At 46.4% G+C, this 15,132-nt stretch carries 21 protein-coding genes and 1 pseudogene; 12 read left to right on the forward strand and 10 right to left on the reverse strand.

Features of this window, described 5'->3' with window-relative positions; translation table 11 throughout:
• Positions 1-45 precede the first annotated feature (45 nt).
• A complete protein-coding gene (gene ispG, locus ACP2WE_RS02125; RefSeq protein ID WP_425213951.1) occupies positions 46-1,317 on the reverse strand; it encodes a (E)-4-hydroxy-3-methylbut-2-enyl-diphosphate synthase in 1,272 nt (423 codons plus the stop codon).
• 92 nt (positions 1,318-1,409) lie between these two features.
• Here ispG and ACP2WE_RS02130 point away from each other — a divergent pair, with 92 nt between their 5' ends.
• From ACP2WE_RS02130 to ACP2WE_RS02150, 5 genes and pseudogenes are all read left to right on the forward strand, one after another.
• A complete protein-coding gene (locus ACP2WE_RS02130) occupies positions 1,410-1,778 on the forward strand; it encodes a cupin domain-containing protein (protein ID WP_425213952.1) in 369 nt (122 codons plus the stop codon).
• Positions 1,779-2,092: 314 nt separating this feature from the next.
• Entirely contained in the window at positions 2,093-2,404 is a 312-nt protein-coding gene (locus tag ACP2WE_RS02135) for a DUF433 domain-containing protein (RefSeq protein ID WP_425213953.1), read from the forward strand.
• Positions 2,397-2,729 carry a DUF5615 family PIN-like protein gene (locus tag ACP2WE_RS02140; RefSeq protein WP_425213954.1) on the forward strand — a complete coding sequence of 111 codons (333 nt, stop codon included), beginning with the start codon at positions 2,397-2,399 and terminating at the stop codon, positions 2,727-2,729. Before ACP2WE_RS02135 ends, ACP2WE_RS02140 begins: the two co-directional genes overlap by 8 nt.
• Before the next feature lie 92 nt (positions 2,730-2,821).
• Positions 2,822-2,917 (forward strand): annotated as a pseudogene (locus ACP2WE_RS02145) (CHAT domain-containing protein); the annotation flags it as partial.
• A 185-nt stretch (positions 2,918-3,102) separates the two neighbouring features.
• On the forward strand, positions 3,103-3,753 hold the full coding sequence (locus tag ACP2WE_RS02150) for a ribonuclease T2 family protein (RefSeq protein WP_425213955.1): 651 nt from the start codon (positions 3,103-3,105) through the stop codon (positions 3,751-3,753).
• 11 nt (positions 3,754-3,764) lie between these two features.
• Here ACP2WE_RS02150 and ACP2WE_RS02155 read toward each other — a convergent pair whose 3' ends face one another.
• On the reverse strand, positions 3,765-4,340 hold the full coding sequence (locus tag ACP2WE_RS02155; protein ID WP_425213956.1) for a TMEM175 family protein: 576 nt from the start codon (positions 4,338-4,340) through the stop codon (positions 3,765-3,767).
• A gap of 224 nt (positions 4,341-4,564) precedes the next feature.
• On the opposite strand from ACP2WE_RS02155, the gene ACP2WE_RS02160 reads away from it, so the two are divergent.
• Positions 4,565-5,491: a class I SAM-dependent methyltransferase gene (locus ACP2WE_RS02160; RefSeq protein ID WP_425213957.1), complete on the forward strand. Its 927-nt coding sequence runs from the start codon at positions 4,565-4,567 to the stop codon at positions 5,489-5,491.
• Positions 5,492-5,517: 26 nt separating this feature from the next.
• Here ACP2WE_RS02160 and nth read toward each other — a convergent pair whose 3' ends face one another.
• Positions 5,518-6,243, reverse strand: coding sequence for an endonuclease III (nth, locus tag ACP2WE_RS02165; RefSeq protein ID WP_425213958.1), 726 nt, complete (start codon positions 6,241-6,243; stop codon positions 5,518-5,520).
• Positions 6,244-6,424: 181 nt separating this feature from the next.
• Between nth and ACP2WE_RS02170 the strand changes: the two genes are divergently transcribed.
• Entirely contained in the window at positions 6,425-6,616 is a 192-nt protein-coding gene (locus ACP2WE_RS02170) for a photosystem I reaction center subunit IV (protein WP_330481561.1), read from the forward strand.
• Positions 6,617-6,657: 41 nt separating this feature from the next.
• Entirely contained in the window at positions 6,658-7,521 is an 864-nt protein-coding gene (locus ACP2WE_RS02175; RefSeq protein WP_425213959.1) for a DNA-formamidopyrimidine glycosylase, read from the forward strand.
• Positions 7,522-7,591: 70 nt separating this feature from the next.
• Here ACP2WE_RS02175 and ACP2WE_RS02180 read toward each other — a convergent pair whose 3' ends face one another.
• Together ACP2WE_RS02180 and ACP2WE_RS02185 are read right to left on the reverse strand one after the other, a co-directional pair.
• A complete protein-coding gene (locus ACP2WE_RS02180) occupies positions 7,592-8,047 on the reverse strand; it encodes a fasciclin domain-containing protein (RefSeq protein ID WP_425213960.1) in 456 nt (151 codons plus the stop codon).
• 121 nt (positions 8,048-8,168) lie between these two features.
• On the reverse strand, positions 8,169-8,426 hold the full coding sequence (locus ACP2WE_RS02185; RefSeq protein ID WP_425213961.1) for a CRR7 family NDH-1 assembly protein: 258 nt from the start codon (positions 8,424-8,426) through the stop codon (positions 8,169-8,171).
• A gap of 50 nt (positions 8,427-8,476) precedes the next feature.
• On the opposite strand from ACP2WE_RS02185, the gene scpB reads away from it, so the two are divergent.
• Positions 8,477-8,953 (forward strand): SMC-Scp complex subunit ScpB, encoded by a 477-nt coding sequence (scpB, locus tag ACP2WE_RS02190; RefSeq protein WP_425213962.1) that lies wholly within the window; start codon positions 8,477-8,479, stop codon positions 8,951-8,953.
• 49 nt (positions 8,954-9,002) lie between these two features.
• On the opposite strand, the gene ACP2WE_RS02195 is transcribed toward scpB, so the two are convergent.
• Positions 9,003-9,575 carry a Uma2 family endonuclease gene (locus ACP2WE_RS02195; protein WP_425213963.1) on the reverse strand — a complete coding sequence of 191 codons (573 nt, stop codon included), beginning with the start codon at positions 9,573-9,575 and terminating at the stop codon, positions 9,003-9,005.
• A gap of 165 nt (positions 9,576-9,740) precedes the next feature.
• Between ACP2WE_RS02195 and ACP2WE_RS02200 the strand changes: the two genes are divergently transcribed.
• From ACP2WE_RS02200 to ACP2WE_RS02210, 3 genes are all read left to right on the forward strand, one after another.
• Positions 9,741-10,376 (forward strand): Uma2 family endonuclease, encoded by a 636-nt coding sequence (locus ACP2WE_RS02200; RefSeq protein WP_425213964.1) that lies wholly within the window; start codon positions 9,741-9,743, stop codon positions 10,374-10,376.
• A gap of 80 nt (positions 10,377-10,456) precedes the next feature.
• Complete coding sequence (locus tag ACP2WE_RS02205) at positions 10,457-10,738, forward strand: hypothetical protein (RefSeq protein ID WP_425213965.1); 282 nt, start codon at positions 10,457-10,459, stop codon at positions 10,736-10,738.
• A 63-nt stretch (positions 10,739-10,801) separates the two neighbouring features.
• Positions 10,802-12,052 carry a retroviral-like aspartic protease family protein gene (locus tag ACP2WE_RS02210; protein WP_425213966.1) on the forward strand — a complete coding sequence of 417 codons (1,251 nt, stop codon included), beginning with the start codon at positions 10,802-10,804 and terminating at the stop codon, positions 12,050-12,052.
• Positions 12,053-12,066: 14 nt separating this feature from the next.
• Here the strand turns inward: ACP2WE_RS02210 and ACP2WE_RS02215 are convergent, their stop codons facing one another.
• From ACP2WE_RS02215 to ACP2WE_RS02230, 4 genes are all read right to left on the reverse strand, one after another.
• On the reverse strand, positions 12,067-12,780 hold the full coding sequence (locus ACP2WE_RS02215; protein ID WP_425213967.1) for a tetratricopeptide repeat protein: 714 nt from the start codon (positions 12,778-12,780) through the stop codon (positions 12,067-12,069).
• Complete coding sequence (locus ACP2WE_RS02220; protein WP_425214227.1) at positions 12,777-13,028, reverse strand: hypothetical protein; 252 nt, start codon at positions 13,026-13,028, stop codon at positions 12,777-12,779. Before ACP2WE_RS02220 ends, ACP2WE_RS02215 begins: the two co-directional genes overlap by 4 nt.
• A complete protein-coding gene (gene ccmP, locus ACP2WE_RS02225; protein ID WP_425213968.1) occupies positions 12,949-13,599 on the reverse strand; it encodes a beta-carboxysome protein CcmP in 651 nt (216 codons plus the stop codon). Before ccmP ends, ACP2WE_RS02220 begins: the two co-directional genes overlap by 80 nt.
• A gap of 94 nt (positions 13,600-13,693) precedes the next feature.
• Entirely contained in the window at positions 13,694-14,977 is a 1,284-nt protein-coding gene (locus tag ACP2WE_RS02230; protein WP_425213969.1) for a Glu/Leu/Phe/Val family dehydrogenase, read from the reverse strand.
• Positions 14,978-15,132: the final 155 nt, after the last annotated feature.

Here is a 15,132-nt window from a genome sequence, read left to right on the forward strand (position 1 = left end):
GACGAAGCGTTTAAGCGTTAGATAAAAGGTGTCTGTGTTGGCAATTTACGGCTCGACCCAGCGATCGTCAGATTTGATCAGGGCAATTAACTGCTCAACCCCTTCGTTTTCAGGTACGCGCTTGATTTCTTCTTTGCCGCGATAGAGAGAAATCATGCCAGGGGTCTTACCGACATAGCCATAATCGGCATCAGCCATTTCACCAGGCCCATTTACGATGCAACCCATCACGGCAATATCTAGCCCTGTTAAATGTTTGGTTGCCTCTCTGACCTTATGCAAGACTTCCTCAAGGTTAAATAGGGTTCTGCCACAGGAAGGGCAAGCCACATATTCCACCATGGTTTTGCGCAAACCTAGAGCCTGCAAAATGCTGTAGCAGACAGGAATTTCTTTTTCAGGGGCTTCAGTAAGCGAGACGCGGATGGTGTCGCCAATTCCCTGTGCTAAGAGGGTGGCAATACCTGCGGTAGATTTGATCCGACCGTATTCGCCATCGCCTGCTTCGGTGACACCGAGGTGTAAAGGATAGTCCATTCCCAACGCATCCATGCGTTTAGCCATGAGTTGATAGGCAGCCACCATCACGGGAACGCGCGATGCCTTGAGCGAAATGACTAAATTGCGAAACTCTAATTCTTCACAAATGCGAATAAATTCTAAAGCAGACTCCACCATACCCTGTGGCGTGTCGCCGTAGGTAAACAGCATGCGTTCGGCAAGGGAGCCATGATTGACGCCAATTCGCATAGCCTTACCCTGATCCCGTAACGAGACGACAAGGGGTTTTAGGGTTTCTTTAATTTTTTCGCCAATTTCTTCAAACTCAGTTTGGCTATATCCTGTACGCCCCACCTTGGGCTTTTCAAATACATAGAGTCCAGGATTTATTCTGACTTTATCCACGTGCTTGGCAACTTCTAGGGCAATTTTCATGCCGTTATGATGCACGTCTGCGACGAGGGGCACATCTTGGTATGTCTGTTTCAGCGTGGCACGAATTTCTGCGAGGGCATGGGCATGTGCCAAACTCGGAACCGTAACCCGCACGATCTCACAACCAATTTCATGCAACCTGCGAATCCCTGCGACTGCGCCTGCAATATCGAGCGTATCTTCGTTGATCATGGACTGGACAACCACAGGATGTCCGCCTCCGATCGTTACAGAGCCGATCTTTACGGGTCGGGTTTTACGACGCACGATCGTGCCTAAATTCTCAGCATTGAGGTTTTCACCAGAGTTTTCACTGCCGACAGATGCAGGGATAGACTCATTCGCTTTTATGCTGTTGATATTCTCAGAAATAGTCTGCATAGATGGTTTATTTTTGCTATATCCAGTCTATCTGAATCCCCTGACATTCATTCAGGAATTTAATTTCCAACCATGCCCCATCATTTAAATTTATGTTAATAAACAAGTTGCAGGACTGTGTTGAATTTACGGCAGGAGATGGCACGCTGTTGCGCGAGCTGCTGCACCCTGACAAGCAAGCGATCGCTTTACGTTACAGCCTTGCCCATGCGATCGTACCCGTCGGTCAAACTTCTCAGCCCCACGCTTTGACTACTTCTGAGGTGTATTACATTCTTAGCGGTAGCGGTGAGATGCACATCGATCGCGAAACCCAAGTGGTAGAACCAGGCGACGCTATTTACATTCCTCCCAATGCGCGGCAATTTATTCGTAATCTTGGCGCTGAGCCGTTGGTATTTATTTGTATTGTCGATCCAGCATGGCGTAAAGAAGATGAGACGGTGTATGCGGAGATATGAAAAAATCTGTAGATCTGTAGGGGTTTAGCATTTGCGCCACCCTTCATAAACTTCTCACAGAAAATCTACTCCGCGAATGCTAAACCCTCTTCCCATCGCAAGTTGTTCCTGCGTTGTGTTTTTTTGGACAAAGCATTCCCATTTGATGATTTTGGTGAAATGCGTTAACGCCTACGGGAATGCTTTGCCCCTACGGGAATTATTTTTCTTTCGTATCTTGGGGGGAGGAACGTATAATTGTAATGCAACCTCAAAGTATTGCGACTTTGGTATTGAGATATTCCCAAATTCCATCTCTGTATATAGTTCCCTAAATGCTTGTAACTAGTAAAGAATATATTGAAGTGATTGCAGATGTGCGAGGTGGAAAACCTTGTGTCTCTGGTACGCGAATTGCGGTTGAAGATGTTGCTTTGATGCACCTCAAGATGAATTATTCGTTAGCCGAAATTGCTGGAAAGTACGATCTAAAAATTGCTTCGGTTTATGCCGCGATCGCTTACTATTTCGATCATCGTGAAGAAATCGATCGGCGATCGCAAGAAGAAGAATTATTGGTTATCGGTTTACAGCAATCTTATCCATCTCAGCTCAAAGAGAGACTGAAGGTACTCAGAGGTGACTAAGATTCGTTTTCATCTAGATGAAAATGTCGATCCAGTTGTAGCTGCTGGGTTGCGGCGTTATGGTATTGATGTCACGACCACTGCGGAAGTGGGACTACGCAGTAAAAGCGATCCTGAGCAGCTTGCCTATGTTTGTCAGACCAAAAGAGTCATTATCACGCAAGATCGAGACTTTCTGATAATTGCAAGTCAAGGATACGAGCATTCGGGAATTGCCTATTGTCAAAAAGGTAGCCGCTCGATTGGCGAGATTGTAAATGCACTGATTTTGATGTATGAAGTGCTGACACCAGTAGATATGAAGGGTAAAATAGAATTTTTGTAGGGGGTTTAGCATTTGCGTCACAACTCATAAACTCCTCACCGAAAATCTACTTCGCAAATGCTAAACCCTCTTGATTTTTCACTAAAGCCACCGCACTCAGTCAAGCTCAGATCGACTTGATTCGCGGCAAGCAGTTCTCTCATCCTTTCTACTGGTCGCCATTTATCCTGATTGGTAATGGTTTATAGGCGAGTAACCCGCGCAGCTCTGGGGCTAGCTATGGACAAAACCTAGAATGGGGTATTGCGTTCAAATTGCCCAAGAGAAATTAGAAATATATCTGATTTTATTAAGAAAATTTAAGGTTTGGAACTTCAGGCGATTCTGCCGATATTGTACTGAGCATAGCTCTTTACCTTAAAGGGAGATTCTAGTGAAAAGACTGCTCAGTTTTCTGTTAGCCATTCTAATCGCCTTTTCTATAGGATTTAGCGATGCCAGTGCAAAATCTCAGTCTAATCAAAAAAAATTTGATTATTATCTGCTCTCGCTGTCTTGGTCGCCCCAATACTGTGCCGATACGGGAATCAGTAATGGCGATCCGCAATGTAAAGGCAGAAGGTTAGGTTTTGTCGTGCATGGGCTATGGCCACAGTATAGTAGCGGTGGTTATCCTCAGTCCTGTGCCAAAACTCCTCCCGTCAGAGAAAATCTTGTCAATCAAATGATTGATATTATGCCCAGTGAGAAGTTGATTCAGCATGAATGGGAAAAACATGGAACCTGTAGTGGATTGACCGTAGACAAATATTTTTCCTCAATCCGCAGTCTCTACAACAGCCTCAACTTACCGCCTGAATACATTCAGCCGACCAAATACAGCACAAAAACCGTTCAAGCGATCGAAGATGATTTGGTCGAAAACAATCCTACCTTATCGCGAGATGCGATCGCAGTGCAGTGTAAAAGACAATATCTTAAGGAAGTTCAAATTTGCTACAGCACAGACCTTAAGCCTCGTGCTTGCGGCAAGGGAGTTACGGATCGATGCCGAGCCTCTGTTGTGCTGAGACCTGCTGACTGAGATAAAAGGATTTACGGAATCAGGGTTTTCTCAATGCGGCGATCGGGAATCAGCCAAATCACTGCAACCAAAACAAATAGCGCACAGGAGAGCCAAGGGAATACAAAGGCAAGAGGAATAGCAATTCCATAAAAGCCGAGTGATATCTTTCCTTTAAAGTCGCTACCGATCGCCACCCCAAGAGGGGAATCTTTTCCGTGGTGGTTAACCAGGGCAATCGTCAAGATAAAGTAGGAGAGTGCCGCCAGAAATAGAACGACTCCATAAAAAGCAACGGGGATGGTGGTGAAGTTGTTTTCACCCATCCAAGCAGTGCCAAAGGGGAATAACGATAGCCAAAATAGCAGATGTAGGTTCGCCCACAGAATACTTCCATTCACATGTCGGACTGCTTGCAATAGGTGATGGTGGTTATTCCAGTAGATACCAAGATTCACAAAGCTCAGCACATAGCTCAAAAACACAGGGATCAATTTACGTAGCTCTTCTAAACTATCCCCATGGGGTACTTTTAGTTCCAACACCATAATTGTGATGATGATCGCAATCACGCCATCACTAAATGCTTCTAACCTCCCTTTGCCCATCTCTGTAAGCCCTCCTGATTCTGCTCGATTTAGAGTAGGTCACGACCACCTTTACTTTATCGCATACTTCGCTGTGCCCAACCGTTTACATTGCGAACTTATTTGCTTTTGGCGCACAAGGTTTTGGGATTCCAAGTAAGAAAATTGGATCGCGCACCAGCGATCGCGAAAATTTGACGACAAGTTTGGCATAATGAAACCTAGTTATCCTAAGAATCTCGATTATGACTGCTACAACCACACCTAACCCCGCCCCTAGATTAGCCTCTCGCCTTGTGAATGGGGTATTGGCAATTAAACCTCTAGCAAACCTCGCCAAGCATCAAGCCCGAAAAATGATGATCGAGCGCGCTGAGTCAATGGGTGTGGCTTGGAGAAATATTGTGGCAGCACTGCGATCGCAAGATTTAGACAGCGACCTCGCACAGGTAGAAAATCCGAACCTGAAATATCCCGAATATTATCTGCGTCCTTTTCATGCCTACGATCGAGGCAATTTGGGTTGGGAAGCGGCAACTGAAGTCGAAGTAGCTGCCTATGCCGTACATTCGCGGATTTGGAAAAAGAACGACCCGCAAGGGGATGCCCAACTGCGCCAAAGTTATCATGATATTCTCACTGCCCAGATTCCATCTGCCCCCCAAGATATTCTCGATGTGGGTTGCAGTGTGGGCATGAGTACCTTTGCCCTGCAAGCCACCTACCCACAGGCAAAAATTACAGGCTTAGATCTGTCCCCCAATTTTCTCGCGATCGCCAACTACAACACCCGTCAGCGTCATCCTGACTATGCGATCGACTGGGTACATGCAGCGGCTGAGTCAACAGGGTTTGCAGATGCCTCCTTCGATCTGGTGTCGATCTTTTTGGTCTATCACGAACTGCCCCAAACTGCGGCAATCGCGATTATCAAAGAAGCCAAACGCATTCTTCGTCCACAGGGGCATTTAGCCATTATGGATATGAATCCCCAATCGGAAATCTACGCCAAGATGCCACCCTACATTCTCACGCTGCTTAAAAGCACGGAACCCTATTTGGATGAATATTTTGCTCTAGATCTTCAGCAAGCAATTGAAATGGCTGGCTTTAAGCGACAAACTCTTACCAGTAATTCCCCTCGCCATCGCACGTTAATTGCGCAGGCTTAAGATACACCAGAATAGAGTTTCACAAATTACACAGGCGATCGCTTTTTTATCCCTTTAGCAGGAACAGATGCCTGTTTTAAAGGCGGAATTTTCTGGATTGCAGATTGGTCGGAGGGGCATAGATCGGCAAGTTCGCAGCGATCGCAGGCGGGCTTACGCGCATCGCAAACAGCACGACCGTGATAAATCAGGCGAATCGACCAATTTTCCCAATCCTCTTGGGGCAAGAGACTAATCAAATCTCGTTCGACTTTGAGCGGATCGTCATGCTTGGTCAACCCTAGTCGTTTTGTTAAACGTTTGACATGGGTATCGACCGTCACCCCTGCATTGATGCCGTAGGCATGGGCGAGTACGACATTGGCAGTTTTACGCGCTGCCCCAGGGAGGGTGATGATTTCCTCCATACGTCTGGGGACTTCGCCACCAAACTGCTCGACTAGGATCGTAGCCGTCGCTTTAATATTCTTGGCTTTGTTGCGATAAAACCCCGTGGAGCGCACCAACTCCGTCAACTCTTCGATATCAGCAGCGGCAAGGGCTGGGGCATCGGGAAAGCGTCGAAATAGCTCTGGGGTAACTTTATTCACCCGTTCGTCGGTACATTGAGCCGAGAGAATCACTGCCACGAGCAACTGAACTGGGCTTTCATAGGTAAGCGTGCAGGTGGCATCGGGATATAACCGCTTCAACCGAATCAAAATTTCATTGGCACGGACTTTCGCAGTCGATCGCTTTTTGATAATCCCCATGGGTTCAAAAGTATGGAATTAAAGGGTTTTGAAAGTGTTTTTACCCATGATACTGAATCGGTGTTACATAAAACTTAACGAACGAGAAATAGACAGAGGCGATCGCATCGCAGTAACCTAGATTGCAATAATTGTTCTTATTTATTTTTAGAATTCAACCTAGTTTAACAAGGAAGACTCTATGGCAATTCAACGCGGCTCTAAAGTGCGTATCCTTCGCAAAGAATCTTACTGGTATCGCGATCTCGGTACCGTAGCTTCTATCGACAAGAGTGGCATCATCTACCCCGTAATCGTTCGCTTTGAAAAAGTTAACTATTCTGGTGTTGCTACCAACAACTTTGCCATTGACGAAGTTGAAGAAGTTTCATAAACGTTAAGCTATTAGCTGTTTATACAGTTAGTAGTTTTACGATGCCTGAGTTACCAGAGGTTGAAACCGTTCGACTCGGTTTAAATCAAAATACACTTGGTCGGCAGATTCGAGGAGGTGAAGTGCTATTACCACGCACGGTTGCCTATCCGAATCTGCCGACTGATTTTTTGTCTGCTCTTGCCGAAGCTGCGTTTGTGGAATGGCATCGGCGGGGTAAATACCTGCTGGGGGAATTGAGCAATCAGAGTTGGTTAGGCGTACATTTACGCATGACAGGTAGCCTGCGCTGGTGCGATGCGACGACAGAGGTGCACAAACACACGCGCGTGCGGTTATTCTTGGATGGCGATCGGGAACTGCGCTTTGACGATCAGCGTACCTTTGGACAAATGTGGTGGGTTCCCCAAGACACAGCCCCCGAAACCATCATCACAGGGCTGCAAAATTTGGGCATAGAGCCTTTCGATCCGCAGTTCACCCCTGATTACCTAGCCAAGCATTTACAAGGTCACGGCGGAACGCATCCAGCAAGGAGTCGCCCGATTAAAAACGCCCTGCTCGACCAAGCGATCGTGGCAGGGATCGGCAACATCTATGCGGATGAATGTTTATTCTTAAGCAAAATTCACCCGCGCCAGTCCGCTAGTAGTTTGGATGAGGCAAATCTGATCGCATTGCACCAAGCGATTATCCAAGTGCTGCAAGCGGGAATCGCCAAAGGGGGAACCACATTCAGTGATTTTCGCGATCTGGGTGGCGATAAAGGCAACTACATTGATACGGCTTGGGTATTTCGTCGTACAGGACAACCCTGTAGGGTCTGTCAAACTGCGATCGAGCGTATCAAGCTGGCTGGACGTTCTTCGCACTTCTGTCCCCAATGTCAGCCCTTACAGCACTAGAGAAGCATTTGGTCATATTGGCTGAGCGAAGGTCAGTAAGTAATGCCGAACTGAGTCGAAGCCGATCTCCCTAAGATTTCATGCCAGCATAGCCAGCATCCATATAGCCCTCGAAATAGAAAGGACGCATGAGAATTACAGTATCAATCACATGAATGATGCCATTATCCGCCTCAATATCTGCTGCCACTACCGTGGCATTATTGACTTCAAACAGGGTGTCAGAGACCTGCAAGTCAATGGTGGTTCCTTCTAAAGAAGTCACTTTATCTAGTTTAGCTAGATCGGCTCTCGTATATTTGCCAGAGACAACGTGAAAGGTGAGGATTCGCGTTAATTGGGGAATATTTTGAACTAAGGTTGTAATGGTTCCCCCAGGGAGTTTGGCAAAGGCGTCATCATTGGGGGCAAACACCGTAAATGGGCCTGGGCTCTTGAGTGCATCGACTAAATTTGCTGCTTGGACAGCAGTGACTAAGGTTTTAAACGCACCCGCACCGACCGCAATATCGACAATATCAGCCATAAGAGTCTCAAGTTTTATAAAAACATCTTTAAGAATCGTAAACTATCGTTGCTGTGCCGAGTTGCTGCAATCCATAGAAATTCCTATAGGTTAACCATAGGGAATGTCAAAGTCCAAAATCCTATTTTTCTAGTCGCACGGCATACCACTGCCATGTCCCCGCATCGCCACAGTCAAGTTCGCAGGAAGTTTTGAGTAGGCGTTGAACTTGATCGTCGATCGCAGGAATTTTTTGTAAATCTAGCGGTAAATTATCCTGTATATCTGCAAGTAACCCGCGCAAGCAGCTCTCTAACTCAGATGCCGTCATAAACTGTTCGGTCATGCTTGGTGATAGCACGACATAATTATCCTCGTAATACATGATGCTACTGGGCACGATTTCAATCTCCTTCGCTCATAACTGCCGTCGTTATGTACAATCTTGCCATGTCAGAGTTAGTCTCCCAAAAAATTGAAGCGATCCTTTATCTCAAAGGGCAAGCCATTACGATCGCCGAGATCGCTGAAATCTTAGCCTGCGATCAATCTACTGCCGAAGAAGGTTTAATCGATTTAATCGCTGAATATGCCCATCGCAATAGCGCGTTAGAAATTGCTGAAACCGATACTGGGTTCGCTTTGCGCTTGCGCGAAGAGTTTGCCGATCTCGTACAAAAACTGGTTCCCAGCGATTTAGGGCGGGGTGCGTTAAGGACTTTGGCAGCGATCGCGCTCAAAAACCCAATTACCCAATCTGAACTGGTGGAATTGCGCGGTTCAGGGGCATATCCGCAAATCCAAGAGCTAGTCGAGCAGGGGTTTGTCCGCAAACGCCGTCAATCTGATGGGCGATCGTACTGGCTACAAGTGACTGAGAAATTTCACCAATATTTTGAGATCGACGATCTGTCTAAACTCGTCTGAACTTTCGAGGGGAAACGTGGATCGCAGCTTCAGATTTGAATTGAACCATTTAAAATAATTCCTTCCAAGTGAAAGTCACATCTGGAAATGCCAGCACGGACAAGGTATCTCCCTCATCATAACGATACATCTGTTTATATCCTGCTGGCGATGGTTGGGAATAGGCTTCGATCGCTTTTTGATTAACATCAAATAACCACAGTTCGGGAATCCCCGCAGACGCATAAAGGGGAGCTTTGACTTCGCGGTCGTAAGAGATCGTGCTATCCGCAACTTCGATAATCAATAAAACATCTGACGGTGTTGGCAACTCCGCTTCATAAAAATCATCGCGGAATTTCAAGATGGCAAGATCTGGCTGTGGTTCTGATTTGTCATCCAAGCGAATTGGATTTTGTGCCCAAATTATTGTGCGATCGCCTAGCTTTAACTCAAATCTTTTGGTTAAACGAGCAACGCAGGTAGCGTGTTTTCTGCCAATAGGGGACATTGTTGTAATTTCTCCATGAATTAATTCGAGGCGATCTCCCTCTGAAAACACACCTGCTTCATGCATGAGGTGATATTGCTGGGTCGTGAATGTAAATTTGTGCGGTTTGGGCGCGAGTAGTGGAACTGTCATAAAAGTTGATATCCTGAACTACACGAGTTTGTATGGCTTCCTAAATTTTAGGCGCAAAATTCTACCTATTGACACCTATTGATAATAGTTACGGAATCTCTGTGACGGGTTAGTTCAGGCTTTATGATTGATGTTTATAGAGATGGCAATCGAGGGGACAAAATCATGATTGTTGCAATACAACCTAAACAGCAATGGCAGCAGGCAACTTGGGATGAATATGAGATGCTGCGAGATGATGATGGCAATCGCTACAAATTATTTTTTGACAATCAACGCTTGTGGGTAGAAATGGGTGCAGAAGGAATTAATCACGCTAAATTTGGCGATCTATTTGCGATGATTTTGGCTTTTTGGGCAGCAAAATTTCCCGATCTCAAATTAAGTACGTTTGGGGGATGCCAGATCGAGAAAAAAGGCAAGAAAGCTGTAGCTCCCGATATTGTTTTGTACGTGGGTGATGATGCGCCGACTTGGAAAGCCGAACAGTCGCGTTTTATTGACTTGGAGCTGTGGCGATCGCCCGATCTTGTGGGTGAAATTTCTGATACGACTTTGGCGATCGATTTAGATGAAAAAAAGCGGATGTATGCTGAATTAGGAATCTCTGAATATTGGGTAGTGGATGTGAGAGCCGATCGCTTATTTGCCTTTCGATTGGATGAAAGTAACGTTTACCAACAATGCGAAGTATCTCAAGTTCTACCAAATCTAGCGATCGCCATGTTAGAGCAAACGATGGAACTGCTAGCCACAAAAACGAATACGGAAGCCGCAATCTGGTTTTCTCAGCAAATTTGAGCGCTCCAAAGCGTGCGATCGCTACGAATATTCATGTATGCATGGTAAGTTCGTTTTACGAGAACAGGCGCTACCAAACTATGGCATCCAATAGATTTCCAGCCTCAAGACAACCCCCGATCGGTGCAGCAGCCTATTGGCAATCGCACACGATGACCAGTACAAACTACCTGTACGTATTGGGTCAACTCATCCACTACGGTGTAGACAGCATGGATGACGAGCAAGCATTCCATTCGTTGTGTCCGATCGAAGAGTTCTTAAATTCTGAGGGCAACTGGTGGATGCAGGTGAACTTATCAGCAGAGGCTTTGCTCATACGGGAATTCATAGAACGTGCGATCGGACAGAATTCTCAATAATAAGTGTAGAGTTGAACTTTTTGAAGCTTATGATGATTCTTGCAGACTTTTGCCGCATTTCCTATGAATAAGAAAACTTGGTTAACCGTTGGTATGGTAGCGATCGCTTGGACAGGGCTAGGCTTCTTAACATTTGCTACCCAACCCACTACAGAAATTCGTCGTTCTGGACTTGAGGTAGAAAAGCCATCAGAGCAACCCACCAACCGAGCTACAAACGTTAGCCAAGTTCAAACTGAGAACCAAGAGAAAATTGGGCGTGAGGTGCTCAATCAACTGGTTGTCTGTATGCGCAAAGAGGTTCCGAACCCAAATCAAGCCACCCAAGAATCTGCTCAGGCAGCTTCGCTCAACTGCTTTATGAAAGTTGTGATGCTTTCGCCTGAAGGCAAAGTGCGCGATGATGCGGAGGAACGCTTGAGCGCATTGATGAAGCTGACAGGCGTAACATTGCCTCAACCCAAGCAGATTGGTCAGGCTTCAGTCCTCTTACAGAAGCTACCGAATAGCTCCGTGTTTACCTTACCTGTAAGCATCAACGGTAAACCGCAAACATTCCTCTTAGATACGGGGGCTTCTTCTTCGATCATCGATACAAAGACGGCTCAGGATCTTGGGATTAAGGGCGTTCCTTTCCCTAAGCAGATTCTCAAGTATTTTGTGGTTGGGAATGATTGTTCCAAATCAGAGGCAAGTATTCACGCCCTCCCAGACTTAACTGTAGATCGAGCAACGGTATCTGGATTAAATGGAATGGGATTGCCAAAGGTCGCGATTCCTGGACAGCAGTCAGGCGTTTTAGGTATGGACTTTTTAAGCAGTTACGATCTGGCGATCGACCCCAAAGCTTCGCGATTGCAACTGCTTCCACGTTCTTCATCTTCTATTCCCAGTGCCATTCCATTAATCGGTAAACTGGGGATTATGACTGCGGAGGCAAAGGTCGATCGAAAAGGTAGCTTTAAATTTGCGCTCGATTCGGGGGCAGATGTGGTGGTTCTCTCAGAACGCCTTGCCCAAAAACTAGGGATTAACCTCGCCGAACTGCCAGAAGTGGAAGTCACGGGATTTTGTGGGACAGAAAAGGCGAAGACCGCAAAACTCTCCCAGCTTGAATTAGGGGGCTATGTCGTAAAAGATTTAGATGTAGCAATTATCAAGAACGATTTACTCGATATTATGGGCGTACAGGGCATCATCGGACAGAATTTCTTGACGCGATTTCAGCAATATTGGCGATTTGGCGATCGCAGCGCGTTAGGCTTTCCAGTCAATGGTAGTCTTGTGCTCACGCCGATCGCAACCGAAAACTAGAAGCTTACTTAATTCTATGAGTTGCTCGCTCCTAAAACCTGCTTAGAAATGCGGATTTGCTCGGGGCTAAACCCTGCTTCCTTAAGATAATCGAGAAATGCCGCGCTACTATAGCGACCATCCACACGTAATGCATCTCGATAGGCTTTACGGGCTGCAACGCGATCGCCTGCATCCCAATGGGCAATAGCCAGTGCCACCAAAGGATGGGGGTTACTCGGTTCTAGATCGGCGGCTCTGACTGCATTGGCGATCGCCAGATCGTATTGTTGTTGGCGATGGTAAGCCAGACTGAGGTTGTAGTAAGCAATTTCATTATCTGGTTTGAGTAGGGCAGCCCAACTATGTACCATAACGGCATGAGGCAGACTGCCCTGCACTAAATAGACAATTCCCAAAGCATTAAACGCTTCCACTGTATGCGGTTTCAGATAGATCGCACCCCATAGAGAAGTCGCAGCTTCCTCCTCTTTGCCTGCAAGGTGTTGCGTCCAACCCAAAATCACTCTACCTGAGACATCTTTGGGGTCGAGTTCGACCGCTTTTTGTAAGGCTGCGATCGCTTCTGAAAGCTTCTCTTGTCGCCGATAGACTAAGCCCATTTCTCGATATTGTTCGGCAGATAAACCCGTAGCTTTATCGATCTTCGCTCCCCATGCGGGTGCGATCGCAGACAAACTCAGCCATATCCATAAACCTGTAGCAACAAACTTGAACTTTTCTTTCACAACGTTGGCGATCGCGGCATGATGACTTGCCTACCAATTAAACCGCAAAAATCGTTTGTTTGAAATTGGGATCGACGGCGATCGATCGTTGGCACGGTCGGTCGTGACCGTGGACAGATTCGGCTCAAAGTCTGTAGCATGAATTTCTTATCCCGAACGGTTGTGGTGTTATTCCTTACGTCCCGCGATCGCGATCGCAGGGTTTTCTCTACCAGAAATGCTCTCGATCGCTTGAATTGCCGCAGCATATCCTGCCATGATGTCTTGCTCTTCGCCGCCTAAATATAAACGACCAAAACTCCCTACAGCTTGCACTTCTAGAATATTGATGTGAGCCGCTTTCTCAGCTTCATTGGCAGCAAGTGCCGCATAGGCAGCAGGCTCGACTTCCAAAATATAAAGGGTTTGCCCTGCTAACAGCATTTGTCCGCGTCGAAAGCGGTTGATCAACTGTGTTTGATGGGCGTCAATGTTGCGAATAATTTGACTCGATAGGACGCGGGGTTTGAGCCGCATATCTGCTGTCACGCCTAGCATTTGCAAAATCGCCTGACCTGCCGCTTGAGTCTCGCCTTGGCTGCTAGAGTGAATTTCTAATAGCCCATATAGCCGTTCGACGATTTGTACCCCAGGACGCACCGATGTAGACTTGAGCGCCACATCTGTAATGCGGTTAATTTCAATTCCTGGTGAAATCTCAATCCATAGGGAAGTATCGCCTGGCAAAGGCAAAAAGCCCATTGCCACTGTACCAAGATAGGCGGCGTGTTGACGTTGTAGATAGTCTAAATAAACATAACTACGCAGATCTATGCCCAAAATTTAATTCTCCGTACTTTATTATGTGCGTAGCTTGCAAATTGCATTTTAAGACATTGTTTGGTCAAAGTTAACATTGTAAGAGCCAAGCAAGCTATTGCATATAGTAATCCCTCGTTCCCTTGGCATCGATCGCTTCGCTAATGCGATTGAGCGCGTGCACATAGGCAGCTGTTCGCATGGAAATAGAGCGCTTCTGCGCGATCGCCCAAATCTTATTGGTCTCATTCACCATTCTCTGCTTGAGACGACTGTTGACTTCATCCAAAGTCCAATACAGCCCGCTGCGATTTTGCACCCATTCAAAATAGCTGACCGTCACCCCTCCTGCATTGGCAAGAATATCGGGAAAGATTAAGGTTCCCTTTTGGCTGAGAATGAGATCGGCTTCTGGCGTAATCGGGCCATTTGCCGCTTCCACAATATATTTCGCCTGAATCGAATGGGCGTTCTTTTCGGTGATTTGATTTTCTAAGGCAGCAGGAATGAGAATATCGACATCCAAAGCCAGTAACTGTTCGTTTGTAATCAGCTCATGCTCGACAATATTACAAACTGAATCTTGGCAATACACTGCCTTAAAATCGCGGGTAGATTGCTTAAATTGAATCAAGCTCTTGATATCGAGTCCCTGTTTGGCATAAATGCCGCCTTTAGAGTCGCTCACCGCCACCACTTTATAGCCTGCTTCGCAGAGGAGATCGGCTACCACCGCACCAACATTGCCAAAGCCCTGTACCGCTACCGTAGTGGTTTCTCGTACGGGTTTAAATTGTGGCATCAGGGTTTCAATCACGTAGTAAGCCCCCATCCCTGTGGCAGTATCTCTCCCTAAGCTGCCACCCATCGACAAAGGCTTGCCCGTAATCACTGCAGGCGTGATCTGTCTTTGAATGATGTTGTACTGATCCATCATCCAACCCATAATCAACTGGTTGGTCTGCACGTCTGGCGCAGGAATATCGACGTTAGGCCCGATAAAATCAGCGATCGCATCGATATAGCCGCGACTGAGTCGTTCTAGCTCAAACTTAGAAAGTTGTTTCGGATCGAGCGTAATACCGCCTTTCGCGCCGCCAAAGGGAAGGTCTAACACCGCACATTTAAACGTCATCCAAAAGGCAAGCGACTGCACTTCATCCATGCATACATTCGGGTGATAGCGAATTCCTCCCTTAGTCGGACCTCTGGTGTCGTCGTAGCGCACCCGATAGCCTTGAAAAATCTTGAGAGCCCCATTGTCCATCCTTACTGGAATGGATACCTGCAAGCTCGCTTTTGGATATTTAAGATGCTCGGCGGCATCCTCGGTAATTTTGACGTGCTTGAGTGCTTCTTCTAGTCGTTTACTAGCATCGGCAAATAACGATCCTGCCATAGCAGTTATGCCCAATAAAAAATTCGAGTAAAAATTCGAGTAAGATGGTCGAATAAGAACAATTTTACTGCTAATAGGGTTTTCCTATCGAGATTGCCGTTGCAATCTCATCTCTGCCAGCAATTTTGCCCCATAATCCTTATAAGCAGTTATTT

The organism is Tumidithrix helvetica PCC 7403 (assembly GCF_965232925.1).
In the GTDB taxonomy this organism is placed as follows: domain Bacteria; phylum Cyanobacteriota; class Cyanobacteriia; order Pseudanabaenales; family Pseudanabaenaceae; genus Tumidithrix; species Tumidithrix helvetica.

Excerpts from the sequence above, each read along its gene's own strand:
- ACP2WE_RS02220 (WP_425214227.1), bottom strand. The coding sequence starts at position 13,028 with ATGCTGCGGCAATTCAAGCGATCGAGAGCATTTCTGGTAGAGAAAACC.
- ACP2WE_RS02160 (WP_425213957.1), top strand. The coding sequence starts at position 4,565 with ATGACTGCTACAACCACACCTAACCCCGCCCCTAGATTAGCCTCTCGC.
- nth (WP_425213958.1), bottom strand. The coding sequence starts at position 6,243 with ATGGGGATTATCAAAAAGCGATCGACTGCGAAAGTCCGTGCCAATGAA.
- ACP2WE_RS02130 (WP_425213952.1), top strand. The coding sequence starts at position 1,410 with ATGTTAATAAACAAGTTGCAGGACTGTGTTGAATTTACGGCAGGAGAT.
- ACP2WE_RS02175 (WP_425213959.1), top strand. The coding sequence starts at position 6,658 with ATGCCTGAGTTACCAGAGGTTGAAACCGTTCGACTCGGTTTAAATCAA.
- ACP2WE_RS02205 (WP_425213965.1), top strand. The coding sequence starts at position 10,457 with ATGGCATCCAATAGATTTCCAGCCTCAAGACAACCCCCGATCGGTGCA.
- ACP2WE_RS02210 (WP_425213966.1), top strand. The coding sequence starts at position 10,802 with ATGAATAAGAAAACTTGGTTAACCGTTGGTATGGTAGCGATCGCTTGG.
- ACP2WE_RS02170 (WP_330481561.1), top strand. The coding sequence starts at position 6,425 with ATGGCAATTCAACGCGGCTCTAAAGTGCGTATCCTTCGCAAAGAATCT.
- ACP2WE_RS02180 (WP_425213960.1), bottom strand. The coding sequence starts at position 8,047 with ATGGCTGATATTGTCGATATTGCGGTCGGTGCGGGTGCGTTTAAAACC.
- ACP2WE_RS02195 (WP_425213963.1), bottom strand. The coding sequence starts at position 9,575 with ATGACAGTTCCACTACTCGCGCCCAAACCGCACAAATTTACATTCACG.
- ACP2WE_RS02230 (WP_425213969.1), bottom strand. The coding sequence starts at position 14,977 with ATGGCAGGATCGTTATTTGCCGATGCTAGTAAACGACTAGAAGAAGCA.
- ACP2WE_RS02135 (WP_425213953.1), top strand. The coding sequence starts at position 2,093 with ATGCTTGTAACTAGTAAAGAATATATTGAAGTGATTGCAGATGTGCGA.
- ACP2WE_RS02155 (WP_425213956.1), bottom strand. The coding sequence starts at position 4,340 with ATGGGCAAAGGGAGGTTAGAAGCATTTAGTGATGGCGTGATTGCGATC.
- ACP2WE_RS02200 (WP_425213964.1), top strand. The coding sequence starts at position 9,741 with ATGATTGTTGCAATACAACCTAAACAGCAATGGCAGCAGGCAACTTGG.
- scpB (WP_425213962.1), top strand. The coding sequence starts at position 8,477 with ATGTCAGAGTTAGTCTCCCAAAAAATTGAAGCGATCCTTTATCTCAAA.
- ispG (WP_425213951.1), bottom strand. The coding sequence starts at position 1,317 with ATGCAGACTATTTCTGAGAATATCAACAGCATAAAAGCGAATGAGTCT.